The organism is Selenomonas sp. CM52 (genome assembly GCF_000292955.1).
Lineage (GTDB): Bacteria > Bacillota > Negativicutes > Selenomonadales > Selenomonadaceae > Selenomonas.
Window position 1 is genome coordinate 51,203 of the sequence record NZ_ALNM01000029.1, and the last position, 17,803, is coordinate 69,005.

The following is a 17,803-nucleotide window of genomic DNA, read 5'->3' on the forward strand; positions in this document are numbered from 1 at the left end:
TGGAGCGTGCATGGATGAATAAGGAAAAGAGGGAAGAGGAGATGGAGGAGCAGGAAATGCAGCCTCGACAGGAAATTGTGCAGGACGCGAAGAAGATTGCCGTCATCGTCGCACGTCAGGGAGAGGAACTTCCCCAAGATCTCCTGATGTCGATTCGACTTCTGGAGCAGCCGGCGGGCTTCATGATGGAACTCGTCGAAGTCGAGGGCAAGGCCGGCATGGCGGCGGCATACGGACAGGCGATGGAAGCGAGCGCCGCGAAGTACAAGGTCTATCTCGATGAGCGCGTGCGCATCCTGGACTCGCATCTCTTGGTGCGCCTCGTCCGCCTCTTTGAAAAGCACGTCGATCTCGGCATACTCGGTGTTTCAGGCACGAAGCGCCTGCCGCCCGACGGCATCGCCTTTCATTCGACGCGGCGCATCGGCGCCCTCCGGCTTGCCGAGGGTGCGCGCACGGTGTCCTGGGGGCGGGTGCTCGGCGAGATGGAGAATGTGCTCGCCGTCGACGGCTTCCTCATGGCGACGCAGGTCGATCTGCCGTGGCGCGAGGATCTCTTTCATGGCGCGGCGTTCTTTGATGCGGCGCAGTGCTTGGAGTTTCGTCGTCAAGGGCTGCGCTCTGCCGTCGTGGGACAGGAAGAGCCGCTCGTGGAGTTCTTGGGTGAGAGCTTCCCCGCAGACGAGAAAGGAAGGCAGGCGTTCCTTGCGGAGTACGCGACGGAGGCTCTGCCTTTGGTGAGCATCATCATCCCGACGCACGAGAGACCGGAACTTTTCAAGCAGGCGCTCGAAAGTGCGCTCGCGCAGACGTATCGCAATATCGAGGTCATCGTCAGCGACAACAGCGAGGATGCGCGGACGGAAGAGCTGATGAAGGCCTATGCCGACGATGAGCGCATACACTATACGCATGATGCAGGACTCCCCGCCATGCAGAATTGGGTGAGGCCGCTCGAACGAATGCGCGGTGAGTATTTCGCCTATCTTTTCGATGACGACCTCTATGCGCCCGAGAAGATCGAGCGCATGGCGGACGCTTTGAGCATGGAGGACGGCATTGCCTTCGTGACCTCGCATCGCTGCGCCATTGACGAGGCGGGAAACATCGTCCCCGATCCGGCGATCGACCCCTTGCCCGTCGAGGAAACCGCACGCATCCCGGGCGATTTGGCGATCTGCGGGCTTCTCGAAAAGCAGGCGAACTTCATCGGAGAGTATACGACTGTTCTGTTGCCGCGCTCGGCGAAGGAAACGGTGCGCGAGGTTCTGACGGAGGAGCCTCGAAGTGCGCTGGTCGATGTCGAGTGCTGGATTCGCCTGCTGGAGAAGGGCGATCTTCTCTACATCGTCGATACGCTCAGCTACTTCCGCAAGCATGAGGGGCAGTCGAGCAATGATCCTGCCATCCACGCTGCATGCGCGCGCGCTTGGGTGAAGCTCCTGCGCGAGCGTGCGGCGCAGGAGAGCGGCATGAGACGCAAGAAGATGTTCGAGCAGGCGGAACTCATCGAGATGTTTTTGCGTGCGAGAGGGAGATGACGTTATGAAAGAAAGAGAAGAGAAGCGTCAGGAACTTCATGACAAGATCCTCGCGCTCGTGCGCGAGTACGCCGACGAATACCACAAGCCTGAGCCATGGACGAAGGGCGCACGCATTCCCTACGCGGGGCGCGTCTACGATCACGAGGAGATGGAAGCCCTCGTCGACAGCTCTTTGGAATTCTGGCTGACGGCGGGACGCTATGCCGTACAGTTTGAAAAGGGGCTGGCCGCATTTCTCGGCACGCGTCACGCGCTTGCCGTCAATTCGGGTTCTGCGGCGAACTTGCTGGCGTTCATGGCGCTGACTTCACCGCTCCTCGGCGAGCGCGCCGTGCGTCCGGGCGATGAGGTCATCACGGTCGCGGCGGGCTTCCCGACGACGGTCGCGCCGATCATCCAGTACGGCGCCGTGCCCGTCTTCGTCGACGTGACGATCCCGCAGTACAACATCGACGTCACGCGGCTTGAAGAGGCGCTGTCGCCCAAGACGCGTGCCGTCATGCTCGCGCACACGCTCGGCAACCCGTTCGACCTTCGGGCGGTCAAGGCATTTTGCGAAAAGCACGAGCTTTGGCTCGTCGAGGACAATTGCGACGCGCTCGGTTCGCGCTATGAGATTGACGGCAAGCAGTGCTATACGGGCACGGTCGGCGACATCGGCACGTCGAGCTTCTACCCGCCGCACCACATGACGATGGGCGAGGGCGGTGCCGTCTATACGAAGGACGCGCTGCTCTTCCGCATCCTGCGTTCTTTGCGCGACTGGGGGCGCGACTGCATCTGCCCGCCGGGCGAGGACGGCTTCTGCGGCCACCGCTTCGACGGGCAGTACGGCAAACTGCCGAAGGGCTATGATCACAAGTATGTCTATTCGCACTTCGGCTACAATCTCAAGGTCACGGATATGCAGGCGGCGGTCGGCTGCGCGCAGCTCAAGAAGCTGCCCTCCTTCGTCGAAAAGCGCAGGCAAAACTTTGCACGCCTCAAGGCGGCGCTTCAAGGCATCGAAGAAAAGCTCATCTTGCCCGAGCCGTGTCCGCACAGTGAGCCTAGCTGGTTCGGCTTCCTCCTGACCTGCCGCGAGGGCGTCGAAAGAGAGCCGATCGTCCGTGCCCTCGAAGCGCACGGCATACAGACGCGCATGCTCTTCGCGGGCAACCTCGTCAAGCATCCGTGCTTTGACCGCCTACGTGAAGCGAAAAGTGGCTACCGCGTCGTCGGCGAGCTTTCGGCGACCGACCGCATCATGCGCGATACCTTCTGGCTCGGCGTCTACCCGGGCATGGCGGCAGAGCAGATTGACTATATGGCGGAGGTCCTGCACAGCGTCCTCAACGGATAGAGAAAATTGCGGCGCGGCAGGGAAGCGGATTCGTCACGCGGCTTTGTATCTTGCAAGCGCAGGAGGCTTTATGAAAACGATACTTGAGGCATTCGAGGTCTTTGGCGAGCGTCTTTCGCCCGATGAGCCTTTTCCCGCGCGGGATTTCATGCGCGTCATGGAGCCTGTCTTTGCGGCGGAAGGGTACCGCACACCGCGCACCGCAGGCGAGAAGATGCAGATGCTCGTCATCATGGATGCGGGCGTCGGCGACTTCCTGTGCTTTTCGGGCGCTCTGCGCGAGCTTCGCCGCCTCTATCCTGCGGCGGCGATTACGCTCATGATCTTTCCGCCGGGATTCAAGCTTGCCGAGCAATGTCCGTACATCGACTTCCTGCTCGGCAATGAGCAGCTTCCCGTGCTACGACATGTGTCAGAGCTTTTTGCAGCGCATGCCGGGTATGCGGCGGAGCATCTTTTGGGGCAGCGCTTCGATCTCGCCTTCGTATTCGGGCACTATGCGAGCGCCTACCTTCTCGCCTACATGGCAGGCGCGAAGGAGCGCATCGGTCATGCAGGGGACTTCGCGGAGGGAGGACTTTCGCGCGAGGACTGTGCCGCGCTTTTGACGCGTCCGTTGAGAGAGCCTGCGCGTCTTTTGCACATGGCTGACCTGTGCTTCGATGTGCTCGATCAGATGCTTGCCGCTCCCGTGGCCGATCGCTCGCTGGAGCTTTGGCTGACGAAGACGGACATCGCGGGCGTGCGCGAAAAGCTCTCATATCTCGGAGCACCTTCGGCAGGGCGAAAGCTCTTCGCCATCGGTCTGGGCGGCAGCACGCGGCGCAAGCATTGGCCGTCCGCCGCTTACGCTGCATTCTTGCGCCTGCTTTTGACAGAGGAGAGCGAGGCGTTCTTCCTGCTCCTGGGCGGCAGGGACGATGCGACGGAAGCGGCGGAAGTAGCCCGTGCGCTCGGCGAGGAGCGGGCGCTTTCCCTCGCGGGCGCGCTCGACTTTCGCGAGACGGCTTCTGCCGTCACGCTCTGTTCGGCGTACATCGGCAACGATACGAGCCTCCTGCATATAGCGGCGGTCATTGGTCTGCCCGTGCTGGAGATCTGTTGCTACGGCGCCGATCTGCCGCTCGATGAAAAGGCGATTCCCATGCACCATTATCCCTACCGCACGGCTTCCGTCATCGTGCAGCCCGCAAGGGCTCTGGCGGATTGCGCCGAGGAGCCGCGCGACGCCTACGGCTGCAAGCACACAGGGGAAGCGCACTGCATCGCCTTGATCGAGCCGCAGACAGTGCTGGAAGCGTATCGTCTGTTGCTGCAGCAGGTGAAAGAGGGAAAAAGAGAGCCGGTCTTCGTCGCGGAAGAAGCGTAACGGAGGGGCGGCGAGAGGAAGACGGCGCGGCATGATGGAAATGAACCCGAGTAGCGTCCTCGTAAAAAAGACGCAAAAAAAAATAGCGGCGAGGGGAAGGTGGCGCGGCATGATAGAAATGCCCTTCGATGAAAGGCTTTATGCGGAAATGGCAGCATTCTTCTCCGAGAGGACGGCGGCAGACGCACTGCTTATCGGCATGAGCGCGGCGTGGCAGAGGCGCTTTCAGCAAGACTTTGCAAACTGCGCTTTTGCAGCGGCAGCGTGGGAAGAAGCTCTGCCCGCCGCGTGGCACGGTCGCTTTTCATGGATTGTGCTTGCACCGGGAGTCGAGGAACTGTCTGCGCCCGAAAGCCTGTTGGAGTCTCTGCAGGATTTTCTCGTGCCGCAGAAAGGCGCGGTCGTCGTACCATTCCGAAATCCTTGGCATTGGAGTGTCTTTCGCGCGTGGCTTGCGGGCGATTTGCGCTATGGGGCGAATCCTCTGCTCGATGGGCAGGGACGGCTCTTCTCCTTTCCCGAATTAGTGCGCCTTGCTAAGCTTGCGCACTACGAGGATTTCGCCGTGCGTCAGGTCATAGAAAAGGGGACGGCGGAGATGCTGGAGGTGATGCAGGCTTGCGGCGTGCAGAACGGACATCAGGAGATGGAGACATCGTGGTGGGTCGTGCGGCTTTCCGTACTCGATGCACGCACGGCACGCCTCAAGAAGCGGTACACCGATGCGGAGCGCTGTCTCTTGGCGCGTCTGCTGCATAGATTGGAAAACGGCATTGAAGCGGCGGAAACCGTCGAAGCTCTGCGGCGCTTGCTCGCTGAAAGCAGAATCGACGGCGGCTACCTCGAAGAGTTTGTCTTGAATACGGCGGGAGATGCCGACTCCATGTGCGACATCCTGCGAAAGGAGGGGCTGCTTCGATGAGCGAAGATGCGAAGAAGATCGCCTTCATCTCATGCGTGAACGATGAGGAGATGTACGCCGAGTGCGTGCGCTACCTCAGGCATCTCGATCTGCCGCAGGGCGTTTCGGCGGAGCTTGTTCCCGTGCGCGGTGCACCGTCGATGGCGGCGGGCTACGAGGCGGCGCGGCGGGCATCGTCGGCACAGTATAAGGTGTACATGCATCAGGACATCTTGCTGACGGAAAAAAGAATCATCTTCCGGCTATTGGAAATCTTTCGTGAGAAACCAGAGGTGGGGCTTATTGGTCTCACAGGCTGCCGCCACATGTCACCCGATGGCGTATGGTGGAACTCGAAAGAGTGCTATGGCTCGGTTTGGCAGATCCGCGATCCTGAGGCGATGAATCTGTTGGAGCAGCGTCCTGTACCAGCTGCGGGCATCGAAGTGGAGGCACTCGACGGCATGGTTCTGGCGACGCGGACGGATGTGCCGTGGCGCGAAGATATTTTCACGGGCTGGCACTTTTATGACATTTCGGCTTCCATGGAGTATCGGCGGCGCGGCATGCGCCTCATGATTCCGCATTTTGAAAAACCGCCGTGCATCCATGAGACGGGGCGCAAGCGCCTTGATGACGCATGGGAGACGGCGCGGCAGGTCTTTCTTGCCGAATACGGAAAAGAATTGCAGCGTGGCTGAGAGGGGGAGCGCAGATGAAGAAAATGACGCGGCAGGATGACCTTGCCTTTTATCGCGGCAAACGCGTGCTTTTGACGGGGCATACGGGCTTCAAGGGGATATGGCTCTCGAAACTGCTGCTCGGCGCAGGAGCGCATCTTACAGGATTTTCGCTCGCTTCGCCGACGGTGGACGGCGCACGGCTCTTTGAGAAGCTGAAGCTGGCGGATTCTATGCGCTCGATCGAGGGCGATGTGCGCGACCTCGCATCTCTTCGCGCGGCCTTTCGCGAGGCTAGTCCCGAGGTCGTCGTGCATCTTGCGGCGCAGCCGCTCGTGCGCGAGAGCTACCGCACGCCCGTCGAGACGTATGCCGTGAACGTCATGGGAACGGCACACGTCCTCGAATGTGTGCGGGAAAGCGATACGGTCAGATCCTTTCTCAATGTGACGACGGACAAGGTTTACGAAAACAAGGAATGGGAGTGGGGCTACCGCGAGGACGAGCGTCTCATGGGCTTCGACCCGTACTCAAACAGCAAGAGCTGCTCAGAGCTCGTAACGGCGAGCTATCGTCAGAGCTTCTTCGCGGACGGCGGCGTGCGCATCTCGACGGCGCGCGCGGGCAATGTCATCGGCGGCGGAGATTTCTCGCCCGAGCGCATCGTGCCCGACTGCATACGCGCGGCGAGCGAAGGACGCGCCGTCGTCCTCAGGAATCCCGCATCGACGCGGCCCTATCAGCATGTCTTGGAGCCTCTCTCTGCGTATTTGCGCATCGCGCACGCGCAGGCATGCGATGCGTCGCTTGCCGGAAGCTACAACGTCGGGCCTGCGGACTCCGACTGCGTGACGACGGGCGATCTGGCCGAGCTCTTCTGCCGCGCTTGGGGCGAGGGCGCTTCGTGGCGTGCTGAGGAGGAGTGCGCCGCGCCGCACGAGGCGGGCTTCCTGAAGCTCGACTCCTCGCGCATCAAGGCGCGTCTCGGCTGGCAGCCGCGCTGGCACATCGAGGAGGCGATCGAGCATACTGTCGATTGGGCGAAAGCATGGCGGGCAGGCGAGGACGTCGGCGACGTCATGGAGGCGCAGATCGCCGCCTACTTCGAGGAGGCGGAGGCGTGAAGCGGCAAGACGAGTGTCCGGAAAAGATTGCGGCTTGGGGCGAGGAGAGAAGGGAAGGCGGCAGGAAGGACGCTGCGCCTATCCTTGCGCCCGCCGCTGCACCGCGATTGTGCCTGCAGCTCGTTTACATGCGCCACTTCGTCTGCGACGGCAGGCGATGCGGCTCGCTCTGCTGCTGTGCGAAGTGGGGCGTCGCGCTCGATGCAGCGACATTGGCGCGCTATGAGGGGCGGCCGGAGCTTCTGCACGAATTGAAAAAAGGCTTGGAACGCAGCGAGGCGACGGGCGGCTGGATCATGCGCCACGAAGACGGACGCTGCGTTTTTTTGCGCGCTGACGGACTTTGCTCGCTGCAGCGACGCTTCGGCATCGGCGCGATCTCCGACGTCTGCGCTGAGTATCCGCGCAAGATGCACGAGGTTGGCGATACGCTTGACCGCGCCCTGTGCCTAAGCTGTCCTGTGGCGGCAGAGGAAGTCTTGTTTGCCGAAGAGCCGCTGGCGTTCGAGTGGATGGAAGTCGCCGCACCGCGCCCCGATTATGTTGACCGCACGCCGCTTGGCGCACCGCTGTCGGCGGCGGCCTTCCGCAGCCTGCAGCTTGCCGGAATCGCGCTCTTGTCCGAGCGTCGCCTCTCGCTCGACGCGCGTCTCGCGGCGCTCGGACTCCTGCTCGCGCGTGCCGAAGCGTATGTCGAGCAGGGGGCGGCGGAAGAACTGACAAGGGATGCCGCCGCCATCGCCGATGCCGCCGCAGGGGAGGCAAAGGCTCTTCTCGCGACGAATCCCTTCGATGTGGCGCTGTATTTGCGCTTCTTCCAACGGCTCTTCCCTGCTCTGGCGAAGGCGACGGAAGATGATTTGCCCGAAACGGCGGCATATTTGGCGAGGATTCGCAGAGCCTTCGGCGAAGGGGATGGCGACGCGGCGGGAGAACGGGCAGATGCGGCGCATACGGGCGCGACGCAGGCTCGGCAAAGCAGCATCGCCGCTTTTTTGGAACGACGCAGACAATATGCGAAGGGCATCCTTTCAAAGTACGGCAATGCCTTGGAAAACTGGCTCGTCAATGAATTTATGCTCGGACGCTACCCTCTGACAGGAGGCACGAGCTTTCTGGCAAACTATGAGGTCTTCGTCGTGCTTTACAAGCTGCTGGAGTTCCTGCTTCTTGTGGATGCCTCGCTCGATGGGGGCGGCGTGTCTGCGCCGCACAGCGTGGTGCGGACGGCTTTTGCTGGCGTGGAGAGTGCAGAAGACGAGGATGATCGTACAAAGAAGTGCATCCTTGCCGCTGTCGAATGGCTTGCCGTGCGCACGAATCACTTTTACGGTTATATCGATGCGTTGGCGGAAGAGATCGCCCGCCTGTTGCCCGGCGGGCGTTTGCTTAGTTTGCTTGACGGCGAGCACATTGTTTAATCAACGCAGCGGGGTGCGAGAAATTGGCAGCTAAGCCGCAGAAAAAAGAGGAATTTTTCCCTTCGTTGGCGAAATAAAAAACACTTATGGGAGTTTGGGAGATTCCGGGAGGTAAGCAAGATGATGGATTTTAAGGACAGCGAGATCCGGCGGATTCTCGTGCCTTATGACGGTTCGGAGCAGGCGCAGCAGGCCGTGCGGCAGGCGGCGCACATCGCGCGGCTGCAGGGGGCGACGCTCATGCTGCTCTCGGTCGTCGATCTCAATGCCGAGGTCGCGGCCTTCGAGCGCGTGAGCATGGACGGTTATGATCCTGCGGCTCTGAAAGAGGGCGCTTACAAGGAACTGGCGAAAATCCTGCGAGAGGTGCCCGCAGACATCCGCACGAACAGTGTAGTGGAACTTGGCTCGCCCGCCGAGGTCATCGTGGAGACGGCGGACGATGAAGGCTACGACCTCGTCGTCATGGGCAGCCGCGGTCTCGGCCGTCTGACGGGCTTCTTGATGGGCAGCGTCAGCCAGTATGTACTGCAGCACGTCCACTGCCCCGTCATGGTGGTTCGCTGATATGCAGAACGACAAGAAAAAAAGCTTCCTTTCCCGATTCTTTCAGAGCAAGGATGACGCAGCGCGACTGAGGCGCGGCGTCGTCCTTTTTGCGGTCTTTTTTCTCGCAGCGTTCCTCGCGCTCGGCTATCGCGCCTACGACAGCGCACGCACGTCGAACGCGACGATCTGGAAGGAGAAGGTCGACGCTGACATGCGCGGCATTCTCTTGCTGATCGACTCGACGCATCCCGGCGATTGGACGGTGCAGGACGGACGCATCTACAAGGGAGGCAGACTGCTCAACGACAATGGCAGTTTCGTCGATCACTTGAAAGAGGTTACGGGATCGGACGTCGCGCTCTTCGTCGGCGATGCAGTCGCATCCTCGACGTATGAGATGAGCGGCAAGAGACTTGTTGGACAGAAGGCGGACGCCGCTGTCACGAGGATCGTGCTCACGGGCTGCACGCCGTATCTCGGCCGCTCTGATTTCGGCGGCAGGCGACCCGTCGGTTCGTATCGTACGCTCTTCGATGCGGACGGCGAGGCGGTCGGCATGATCTTCGTCGGCGTGCCTGAGGCGGAGGAGGAACGCTCGCTCGGCGCACTGACGAACTCCATGACTCTGGCGGGGCTGCTGCTGCTCTTGCTCGTGCTCACGGGATTGGGGCTTCTGCTCGCTTATGCCGGGCGCATCGCACTCCCGCTGCAGGGGCAGAAAGAAGAGGAACAGGCTCCTTTGCCCGAGGTTTCGGATGTTCCTGCTGGTGAAGTGTTTGCCGCGCAGGAATTGGGGACGCCTCAAAGAGATGCAGCGTTCGAGGCCGTGCCATCGGAGACGCTTTCGCGCATGGGCGCCTTTTGTACGAAACTTCTCGCGGGGTCGCAGGAACAGGCGCAGGCGATGGAGTCAGCTCTCGCACAGGTGGGGGCATTGAAGGAGCGGGCGGAGAAAGCGGCTTCGGTGCTCGCCGAAGCTGCGGACGGCATGGACGAAGATGCGTCGGACAAAGCACAGAAAGAAGCCGAAGAAGTGCGCCGTCAATTGGGCGAGAATCGGAGGGCGGCGCACGATGCGGCAGAGCGCACGAACGCGCTCGCGAAGGAGTTGAAGGCGGCGGACGAGATGGCGCGCGATCTGGGAAAACGTGCGGCGGCGATCGGCGATACGCTCGCCGAAGTCGCGGAGCTTGCGAGCCAGACGAACCTCCTCGCGTTCAACGCGGCGGTCGAGGCGGCGCGTGCGGGCGATGCGGGCAGGCGCTTCGCTGCTGTCGCCGACGAGGTGCGCCGGTTGTCGGAGGATGCAGGCAAGCTTTCCACAAATGCGGCAGAGCTTTTGACGGCGCTCGCCAGTGACGTCTCCAAGGCGGCCGAGGCCATCGAGGCGGGCGGTGCAGGCGCACGGGAGAGCCGCACGGCGCTTCGTGCGCTCGCCGATACGGCGGCGCGTCTGGAGGAGGCAGCAAGGCGCACGGCAGGACGCGGAAACGGGACGGCAAGATTCCTGCCGGCTCTTGCCGAGGCGCGTGCGCTGCATGAGAAGATGGCGCAGGATGCGGGGAAACTCCTCGCAATCAAGGAGGGCGAGGAAGCGAAGATCGCCGAACTGCACGCCGCTGCCGATGGCCTGCGCGCCCTTCTGGGTACGGTTCTGCCGACGCTTGGAGCGGCGGGAGGCACGGACGGAACGTCTGAAGCGAGCGACGCGGATGCCGCAGACGACGTGGCGGAATCGCCTGAGATGCGAGGGGAGGAAAAGCCATGATCATATCGTGGGATGAATACTTCATGGGCATCGCCCTTTTTTCCAAGTACCGCAGCAAGGATCCGCACACGCAGGTCGGCGCCTGCATTGTCAACGAGGACAAGCACATCGTCGGCGTCGGTTACAACGGCATGCCCAACGGCTGTTCCGATGCGGAGTTTCCGTGGGGCAGCACGGGCGAGTTCGGTGACAAGAAGTACGCCTATGTCGTGCATGCTGAGCTGAACGCCATATTGAACGCGAGCACATCTTTGAAGGGCTGCCGCATCTACACGTCGCTCTTTCCGTGCAACGAGTGCTGCAAGGCGATCATCCAAAGCGGCATCAAGGAGGTCATCTACCTGTCGGACAAGTACGCGGCGACCGACAGCACGCGCGCCTCGAAACGCATGTTCGCTGCTGCCGGCGTTCACTATCGGCGGCTGGAAACGGACATCGAAGAGCTGCCCGTGAATTTTGCGCTGCCAAAAGGCGAGCAGGAAGGATGAATAGTGCGCCGCCCTTACAGAAACCTGGCCGATCAGTCTGCACCCTTCGGGTTTGACTTCTTGGGGTTTCATGGTAAGCTACACGCACAAACGTCCACTTTGTGGACATAGTGCGCCGCCCTTACCAGAAGCCTAGCCAATCAGTCTGCGCCTTCGGCTTGACTTCTTGGGGCTTCATGGTACAATAATAGAACGTTGAAACGGAGGGCTGCATTTGGCAGCTGCGACTTTATATTGCCGGCTTTTGCATTTTCCAGCGGAGGAGGATTTCTATTGCCCTTTCAGACGACGATCGCCCGGCGCGTTGATTACGACGGCGTGGGGCTTCATTCCGGCGTCCTCGTGCATCTCTCACTCCTGCCGGCGCCTGTCGATGCGGGAATCGTCTTCGTACGCAAGGATGTTGCGGGCGAGCCGAAGATTCGCGCGACCGCGCCGCATGTGACGTCGACGGTGCGCGCGACGACGCTCTCTGAGGGCGGCGTGCGCGTCTTCACGGTCGAGCATCTGATGAGTGCGCTCGCGGCGTTCGGCATCGACAACTGCTTTGTCGAACTCGATGCCGAGGAGCCTCCCGTCGCGGATGGCTCCTCGCTCGTCTTTTTCTCTCTTTTGAAAGAAGCGGGGAAGGTGCAGCAGGAAAAGGAGCGGCAGGAGATCGTCATCGACCACGTCTACCGCATCGACGACGGCGAACGCTTCCTCGTTGCCGTTCCCTATGGCGGCGGCCTGCGTGTGAGCTTTACGTCGCTCAACGAGCATGCGCTCGTCGGCACGCAGTACCGGGATTTCCTCGTGCGAGAGGACGCTTACGAGAAGGAAATCGCCCCTGCGCGTACGATTGCTTATGAAGGCGAGGTCGAGGCGCTGAAGAAAGCGGGACTCGGACTCGGCGGCACGCTTGAAAACGTCATCGTCTACAACGATGAGCGCTGGCTCAACGAGCTGCGCTTCCCCGACGAGCTTGTGCGCCACAAGATCCTCGACCTCATCGGCGATCTGCGTCTCGCGGGCTTCGTGCGCGGGCATATTCTCGCCGTGAAGTCGGGTCATGCGCTGAATGCGCAGCTCGCGAAGGCGCTCTGCGCCTCGCTGGTGTGAAAGCGCAGAAAGGTGTTTCTGCTTACGGTGAAATCCGGTGCATTTCGTGTCGGTTTCAATTAAGAAAGAAGGAGCGAAACTATATGATTTTGGACATCAATGAAATTCAGAAGATCCTGCCGCATCGCCCGCCGATGCTTCTCGTCGACCGCATCATCGAACTCGTGCCGTTCGAGTCGGCGACGGGCATCAAGTGCGTGACGATGATGGAGGACTTCTTCCGCGGTCATTTCCCCGGCTCGCCGATCATGCCCGGCGTGCTCCTTCTGGAGGCCATGGCACAGGTCGGCGGCATCACGATGCTCTATCCCGAGGAGAATCGCGGCAAGCTTGCACTCTTTGGCGGCATGGAGGGCGTGAAGTTCAAGAAGCCCGTCGTGCCCGGCGATCAGCTCGTGACGAAGGCGAAGATCACGAAGGTGCACGGCGACTTTGGCAAGCTTCATGCCGACGGCTACGTCGACGGTGTGCTCGTCGCCAAAGCGGACTTCACCTTTGCCCTGCAAAGAGCTGAAAATCTCTCTTAAGGGGTAGATTTGCCGGGAAAATGAGTGCCAGTCTTTTATCAACCCCCGAAAATTGCCGATTTTGCCTGAATATCACAGGCAAAAAACGACAGGATTTGCAGGATTATAACAATATGGCGCTTTATCCGCACAGGAATCGCGGATAGTTTCAGCGATTTCTATAGAAAGCATAGATTGAAAATCCTGTCAGCTCTTTTCGAGTGGAATAAGGGGTGGAAAAAATGATGGACAGCAAAGTAGTGGCATATATCCACGAAACAGCGGTCGTAAGCCCTCGTGCCCATGTGGCGAAGGGCGTGGAGATCGGTCCGTATGCTGTGATTGAAGAGAATGTGACGCTCGCTGAGAACGTCAAGGTCGGTGCGCACGCCGTCATCGGTGCGAACGTCTCGATTGGCGAGGGCACGCGCATCGAGCCGCATGCCGTCATCAACAGTTGGACGAGCATCGGCAAAGACAGCCATATCTTTCAGTTCGCTTCGGTCGGCGCGGAGCCGCAGGACTTGAAATTCAAGGGCGAGAAGAGCTATACGATCATCGGCGACCGCACGACGATCCGCGAGTATTCGAGCATCCACCGTGCGACGGGCGAGGGCGAGGAGACGCGCATCGGCAGCGACAGCCTGCTCATGGCTTGCACGCATGTCGCGCACAACTGCGTCGTTGGCAATCACGTCATCATGTCGAACGCGGCGATGATCGCAGGCCACGCCATTGTCGAAGATCGCGCGGTTCTGGGCGGCATGTGCGGCATTCACCAGTTCGTGAAGATCGGCCGCAACGTCATGATCGGCGGCATGTCGAAGATCGTGCAGGACTGCGTGCCCTACACGATTGTCGACGGTCATCCGGCGCGCGTCGTCGGACTCAACAGCGTGGGCATCGCGCGTGCGGGCATCGCGGTCGAGGCGCGGCGCAATATCAAGCGCGCCTACAAGATCCTCTTCCGCTCGGGCTTGAGCCTCGCACAGGCGATCGCCGTCATCGAGCAGGAGGTCGAGACGTCCGAAGAGGTCGAGCATTTCCTGCGCTTCCTGCGCAACGTGGATCGCGGCATCTGCCGCGAGCGCCGCGAGAACGAATAGAAATCGGAGGGAAAATCTTTGGAAAAGATCGGTCTTTTGGCCGGCGTGGGGCGACTGCCAGTCGTCTGCGCACAGGCGGCGAAGGCGCTCGGCATCGAGGTAAGCGCCGTTTCGCTTCTCGCGGGCACGGATAAAGAACTTGCGGAAGTCGCTTCCGATCATCGCGCGATTAACGTCGCACAGCTCGGCGCGATCATCGACTACCTCAAGGAGCGCGGCGTGACGAAGGTGACGCTTCTCGGCAAGGTTACGAAGGAGCTTCTCTTTACGGGCAGCCACGAGCAGCCCGACATGCGCATGATGCAGCTCCTGATGTCGCTGCCCGACAAGAAGGACGACACGATCATGCTCGCCTTCGTCAGGGAGCTTGCGAAGGAAGGCTTGGAAGCCTTCGATCAGACGGCTCTCTTAAAGACGCTGATGCCGCCTGCGGGCACGCTGACGAAGCGTGAACCTACCGCAGAGGAACGCGCCGATATGGAAATGGCGCTCGCCATGGCAAAGGAGATCGGCCGGCTCGACATCGGGCAAACCGCCGTCGTCAAGGCGAAGGCGGTCATGGCGCTCGAAGCGATCGAGGGGACGGACGCCTGCATAAGGCGCGGCGGGGAGCTTTCGGGCGGCGGCGCTGCCGTCGGCAAGGCGGCGAAGCCCCAGCAGGACATGCGCTTCGATGTGCCGGCGATCGGCACGGCGACGATCGAGTCGATGATCGCCGCCGGGGCGAAAGCCCTCGCCATCGAGGCGGGCAAGGTACTCGTCGTCGATCAAGCGAAGGTCACGGCGCTCGCTGACGAAAACGGCATAGCGATCGCGGCGATTTGACGATTTGCGCGGTGGATGCAAGATCTGCATCCTCGCGCTTTTTCGGCTTAAAGAAGCGCTGATAAAATGAAGTTCCCGGATTTGCGCAGATGGCAGATGCGTGAAGATGGGGGCGGTGTTTGTCCGTGCTTTTCGAAGAGGAGGGGCAAGATGAAGATCATGATGTCGGCGGGCGAGGCGTCAGGCGATTTGCACGGCGCACGCCTCGCGAAAGAAATTCTGGAGATGGAGCCGGACGTGGAGCTTTTCGGCTTCGGCGGAGCCAAGATGGCGGAGGCGGGCGTGCGCCTCGTGCGCGACTGTCGCGACTACAGCATCATGGGCGTGTGGGAGGTTGTCCTGGGACTCGGTCGCCTATTGCAGTTGGAAAAGACGCTCGTCGAGTCCATGCGCGAGGAAAAGCCCGATCTCCTTCTCATCATCGACTATCCCGACTTCAACTGGCGGCTTGCGGCGAAGGCGAAGGCACTCGGCGTCCCCGTCTTTTCCTACATCCCGCCGTCGGCTTGGGCATGGCGCAAGGGGCGTGCGAAGAAGTGCGCGGCGATCGCCAAGGAGATCGTCACGATCTTCCATCACGAGATCGGCCCCTACGTCACGGCGGGCGCGAACGTCTCCTTCCTCGGCAACCCGCTCGTCGACACCGTACGCGCCGATATGGAACCGGAGGCGGCGCGCGCCTTTTTCGGACTCAAGGAGGGCGAGCGTGCCGTGCTGCTCCTGCCCGGCAGCCGACGGCAGGAGATCTCGTTTCTTCTGCCCGACATGCTCAAGGCGGTGCAAATCTTGAAGGAGAAGCGCCCCGAGACGCGCTTTTTCCTGCCCGTCGCGCCGGGACTCGAGCGCCAAGAGCTCGAACGCCATATCGAAAAGTCGGGCGCTTCCGTCGAACTGACGGAGGAGCACGTCTACGACCTCATGGGCATCGCCGACTTCGCCATAGCGACATCGGGAACGGTCGTCATGGAAGCGGCGCTTATGGATCTGCCCGCCGTCGTCTGCTACCGCATGGGCAGGCTCAACTACGCCATCGGCAGGATGCTCGTGAAGATCGACCATTTCAGCCTGCCGAACATCATCCTCGGAGAGGAGGCGGAGCCGGAGCTGCTGCAGGACGAGGTGACGCCGGAGCGCATCGCCGAGGAAGCTGCGAAGCTCTATAAGGGCGAGCCGCAGCGCGACTCCGTCATGGCGCGTCTCAAGGTCGCCGTGCTGCAGCTCGGACCTCCGGGCGCTTCCGTGCGCGTCGCGGCGCATGTGCTCGCGGCGGCCGCAGGAAGGGAAAACGAGAGGGAAGCATGAAGAACTACATCCGTTTGATGAACTACATACGGCCCTATGTGAAGCATCTGGCGTTTGCCATCGTCTGCATCGTGCTTGCGGCGGCAGCGAACCTTTATGTGCCGTGGATCATCAAGGACATGATCGACAAGGTGCTCATGGAGCGCGACATGGCGATGCTCAACCTCATCGCGGTCGGCATCATCGTCGTCTTTTTCTTCCGCGGCATATTCTACTATGGGCAGAGCTACCTCGTTTCCTTCGTTGGGCAGCGCGTCGTCATCGACATCCGCGAGGCGCTCTTCGAGAAGTTCCAGCGCATGCCGCTCGCCTACTTCGACCGCCATCAGACGGGGGAGATCATGAGCTACGTGACGAACGACGTGCAGGCATTGCAGAATGCTCTCGTTGACAAGCTCATCGAGCTTGTGACGGAAAGCTCCGTGCTTGTTGGCTCCATCGTGCTCATGTTTTATCTCGACTGGAAGCTCACGTTCATCACGCTCATCACCGTGCCGCTCGTCGGACAAGCGATGAATATTTTTGGCAAAAAGCTCAAGCAGTCGGGCATCGTCATACAGGAAAGGCTTGCCGACATCAATTCGCTTCTGCAGGAAAGCATCTCTGCCGTGCGCGTCGTCAAGTCCTTCGTGCGCGAGCGCTACGAGATTGAACGCTTTCATCGGCAGAATGAGTTGAATTTCCAGGCTGAGATGAAGAACGTGCAGCTTACGAGTCTCCTGACCCCGACCGTGGAGTTCCTAGCGGCGATCACGGTCACCTTTATCTTGTGGATCGGTGGCTACGAGGTTGTGCAAGGCGATCTGACGGCAGGCGCTCTCGTTGCGTTTCTGACGTATGCCGTGAATCTCGCGAACCCGGTCAAGCGCATCAGCCGCATCTACGGCACCGTGCAGCGTGCGATGGCGGCGGCCGATCGCGTCTTTGACGTGATCGATATGGAAGAGACGATTCATGACAAGGAAGGTGCCGTTCCGCTGCCCGAAATCGAAGGACGCGTCGCCGTCAAGGACGTGTCCTTTTCCTACAAGGAGGGCGCTCCCGCGCTCTCCCATGTGTCGCTTGAGGCGAGTCCCGGACAGCTCGTCGCTTTCGTCGGCCCTTCGGGCGCGGGAAAGTCGACGATCGCGAACCTCATCCCGCGTTTCTATGAGGTGAACGAAGGTGTGATCGAGATCGACGGTCACGACGTGCGCGACGTGACGCTCGACTCTTTGCGCGAGCAGATCGGCATCGTGCCGCAGGAAACGATGCTCTTTTCGAGCAGCGTGCGCGAGAATATCCGCTACGGCAGACTCGAAGCGACGGACGAGGAAATTGAGGAGGCGGCGCGTGCGGCGAACGCCGAGGAGTTCATCTTGCAGCTTCCCCAAGGCTATGAGACGAAGATCGGTGAACGCGGCTTGAATCTTTCGGGCGGTCAGCGTCAGCGCATTGCGATCGCACGCGCCATTCTGAAGAATCCACGCGTCCTGATCCTTGACGAGGCGACGTCGGCGCTCGATACGGAGAGCGAAAAGATCGTGCAGGCGGCGCTCGATAAGCTCATGGTGGGCAGGACGTCCTTTGCCATCGCGCACCGGCTGTCGACGATCTTCAATGCCGACTGCATCTACGTCATCGACGGCGGGCGTATCGTCGAGCAGGGAACGCACGAGGAACTTCTGGCAGCGGGCGGACTTTACAGCACGCTCTACAATATCCAGTTCCGAGGCGAGGGAGAGGGCGAAAAGAAGGGTGAAGGAGCTTTGCAGCCCGCTACATGAAGGAGAGGAAA

General features: G+C 60.8%; 16 protein-coding genes. All 16 read left to right on the forward strand.

Features of this window, described 5'->3' with window-relative positions; genetic code table 11:
- The first annotated feature begins 14 nt into the window (after positions 1–14).
- The 16 genes from HMPREF1153_RS07440 to msbA all read left to right on the forward strand — a co-directional run bounded on the left by HMPREF1153_RS07440 (position 15) and on the right by msbA (position 17,792).
- Positions 15–1,541 (forward strand): glycosyltransferase, encoded by a 1,527-nt coding sequence (locus tag HMPREF1153_RS07440; protein WP_232208244.1) that lies wholly within the window; start codon positions 15–17, stop codon positions 1,539–1,541.
- Between the two features lie 4 nt (positions 1,542–1,545).
- Positions 1,546–2,886, forward strand: coding sequence for a lipopolysaccharide biosynthesis protein RfbH (gene rfbH / locus HMPREF1153_RS07445; protein ID WP_009646347.1), 1,341 nt, complete (start codon positions 1,546–1,548; stop codon positions 2,884–2,886).
- Between the two features lie 70 nt (positions 2,887–2,956).
- On the forward strand, positions 2,957–4,255 hold the full coding sequence (locus tag HMPREF1153_RS07450) for a glycosyltransferase family 9 protein (protein WP_009646333.1): 1,299 nt from the start codon (positions 2,957–2,959) through the stop codon (positions 4,253–4,255).
- 109 nt (positions 4,256–4,364) lie between these two features.
- Positions 4,365–5,177: a hypothetical protein gene (locus HMPREF1153_RS07455; protein WP_232208245.1), complete on the forward strand. Its 813-nt coding sequence runs from the start codon at positions 4,365–4,367 to the stop codon at positions 5,175–5,177.
- Complete coding sequence (locus tag HMPREF1153_RS07460) at positions 5,174–5,857, forward strand: glycosyltransferase family protein (protein WP_009646343.1); 684 nt, start codon at positions 5,174–5,176, stop codon at positions 5,855–5,857. Before HMPREF1153_RS07455 ends, HMPREF1153_RS07460 begins: the two co-directional genes overlap by 4 nt.
- A 14-nt stretch (positions 5,858–5,871) precedes the next feature.
- Complete coding sequence (rfbG, locus tag HMPREF1153_RS07465) at positions 5,872–6,960, forward strand: CDP-glucose 4,6-dehydratase (protein WP_009646337.1); 1,089 nt, start codon at positions 5,872–5,874, stop codon at positions 6,958–6,960.
- Positions 6,957–8,381 (forward strand): flagellin lysine-N-methylase, encoded by a 1,425-nt coding sequence (gene fliB / locus HMPREF1153_RS07470; RefSeq protein WP_009646324.1) that lies wholly within the window; start codon positions 6,957–6,959, stop codon positions 8,379–8,381. Before rfbG ends, fliB begins: the two co-directional genes overlap by 4 nt.
- 120 nt (positions 8,382–8,501) lie before the next feature.
- Positions 8,502–8,948: a universal stress protein gene (locus HMPREF1153_RS07475; RefSeq protein WP_006190680.1), complete on the forward strand. Its 447-nt coding sequence runs from the start codon at positions 8,502–8,504 to the stop codon at positions 8,946–8,948.
- A 1-nt stretch (position 8,949) separates the two neighbouring features.
- Complete coding sequence (locus HMPREF1153_RS07480) at positions 8,950–10,698, forward strand: methyl-accepting chemotaxis protein (protein WP_009646307.1); 1,749 nt, start codon at positions 8,950–8,952, stop codon at positions 10,696–10,698.
- A complete protein-coding gene (locus tag HMPREF1153_RS07485; protein WP_009646319.1) occupies positions 10,695–11,186 on the forward strand; it encodes a deoxycytidylate deaminase in 492 nt (163 codons plus the stop codon). The genes HMPREF1153_RS07480 and HMPREF1153_RS07485 overlap by 4 nt, the downstream gene beginning before the upstream one ends.
- 273 nt (positions 11,187–11,459) lie before the next feature.
- Complete coding sequence (gene lpxC / locus HMPREF1153_RS07490) at positions 11,460–12,287, forward strand: UDP-3-O-acyl-N-acetylglucosamine deacetylase (RefSeq protein ID WP_009646301.1); 828 nt, start codon at positions 11,460–11,462, stop codon at positions 12,285–12,287.
- A gap of 83 nt (positions 12,288–12,370) precedes the next feature.
- Positions 12,371–12,814 carry a 3-hydroxyacyl-ACP dehydratase FabZ gene (gene fabZ / locus HMPREF1153_RS07495; RefSeq protein WP_006190687.1) on the forward strand — a complete coding sequence of 148 codons (444 nt, stop codon included), beginning with the start codon at positions 12,371–12,373 and terminating at the stop codon, positions 12,812–12,814.
- A 221-nt stretch (positions 12,815–13,035) separates the two neighbouring features.
- Positions 13,036–13,899, forward strand: coding sequence for an acyl-ACP--UDP-N-acetylglucosamine O-acyltransferase (lpxA, locus tag HMPREF1153_RS07500; protein ID WP_006190689.1), 864 nt, complete (start codon positions 13,036–13,038; stop codon positions 13,897–13,899).
- 18 nt (positions 13,900–13,917) lie between these two features.
- A complete protein-coding gene (locus HMPREF1153_RS07505; protein WP_009646300.1) occupies positions 13,918–14,724 on the forward strand; it encodes an LpxI family protein in 807 nt (268 codons plus the stop codon).
- A 150-nt stretch (positions 14,725–14,874) separates the two neighbouring features.
- Positions 14,875–16,026 carry a lipid-A-disaccharide synthase gene (gene lpxB, locus HMPREF1153_RS07510; RefSeq protein ID WP_009646314.1) on the forward strand — a complete coding sequence of 384 codons (1,152 nt, stop codon included), beginning with the start codon at positions 14,875–14,877 and terminating at the stop codon, positions 16,024–16,026.
- Positions 16,023–17,792, forward strand: a complete 1,770-nt coding sequence (msbA, locus tag HMPREF1153_RS07515; protein WP_009646320.1) for a lipid A export permease/ATP-binding protein MsbA — start codon at positions 16,023–16,025, stop codon at positions 17,790–17,792. Before lpxB ends, msbA begins: the two co-directional genes overlap by 4 nt.
- Positions 17,793–17,803 lie beyond the last annotated feature (11 nt).

What these genes read in the sequence shown, in the direction of transcription:
- HMPREF1153_RS07440 (WP_232208244.1), top strand. Translation starts at nt 15, where the DNA reads ATGAATAAGGAAAAGAGGGAAGAGGAGATGGAGGAGCAGGAAATGCAG.
- rfbH (WP_009646347.1), top strand. Translation starts at nt 1,546, where the DNA reads ATGAAAGAAAGAGAAGAGAAGCGTCAGGAACTTCATGACAAGATCCTC.
- HMPREF1153_RS07450 (WP_009646333.1), top strand. Translation starts at nt 2,957, where the DNA reads ATGAAAACGATACTTGAGGCATTCGAGGTCTTTGGCGAGCGTCTTTCG.
- HMPREF1153_RS07455 (WP_232208245.1), top strand. Translation starts at nt 4,365, where the DNA reads ATGATAGAAATGCCCTTCGATGAAAGGCTTTATGCGGAAATGGCAGCA.
- HMPREF1153_RS07460 (WP_009646343.1), top strand. Translation starts at nt 5,174, where the DNA reads ATGAGCGAAGATGCGAAGAAGATCGCCTTCATCTCATGCGTGAACGAT.
- rfbG (WP_009646337.1), top strand. Translation starts at nt 5,872, where the DNA reads ATGAAGAAAATGACGCGGCAGGATGACCTTGCCTTTTATCGCGGCAAA.
- HMPREF1153_RS07475 (WP_006190680.1), top strand. Translation starts at nt 8,502, where the DNA reads ATGATGGATTTTAAGGACAGCGAGATCCGGCGGATTCTCGTGCCTTAT.
- HMPREF1153_RS07480 (WP_009646307.1), top strand. Translation starts at nt 8,950, where the DNA reads ATGCAGAACGACAAGAAAAAAAGCTTCCTTTCCCGATTCTTTCAGAGC.
- HMPREF1153_RS07485 (WP_009646319.1), top strand. Translation starts at nt 10,695, where the DNA reads ATGATCATATCGTGGGATGAATACTTCATGGGCATCGCCCTTTTTTCC.
- fabZ (WP_006190687.1), top strand. Translation starts at nt 12,371, where the DNA reads ATGATTTTGGACATCAATGAAATTCAGAAGATCCTGCCGCATCGCCCG.
- lpxA (WP_006190689.1), top strand. Translation starts at nt 13,036, where the DNA reads ATGATGGACAGCAAAGTAGTGGCATATATCCACGAAACAGCGGTCGTA.
- lpxB (WP_009646314.1), top strand. Translation starts at nt 14,875, where the DNA reads ATGAAGATCATGATGTCGGCGGGCGAGGCGTCAGGCGATTTGCACGGC.
- msbA (WP_009646320.1), top strand. Translation starts at nt 16,023, where the DNA reads ATGAAGAACTACATCCGTTTGATGAACTACATACGGCCCTATGTGAAG.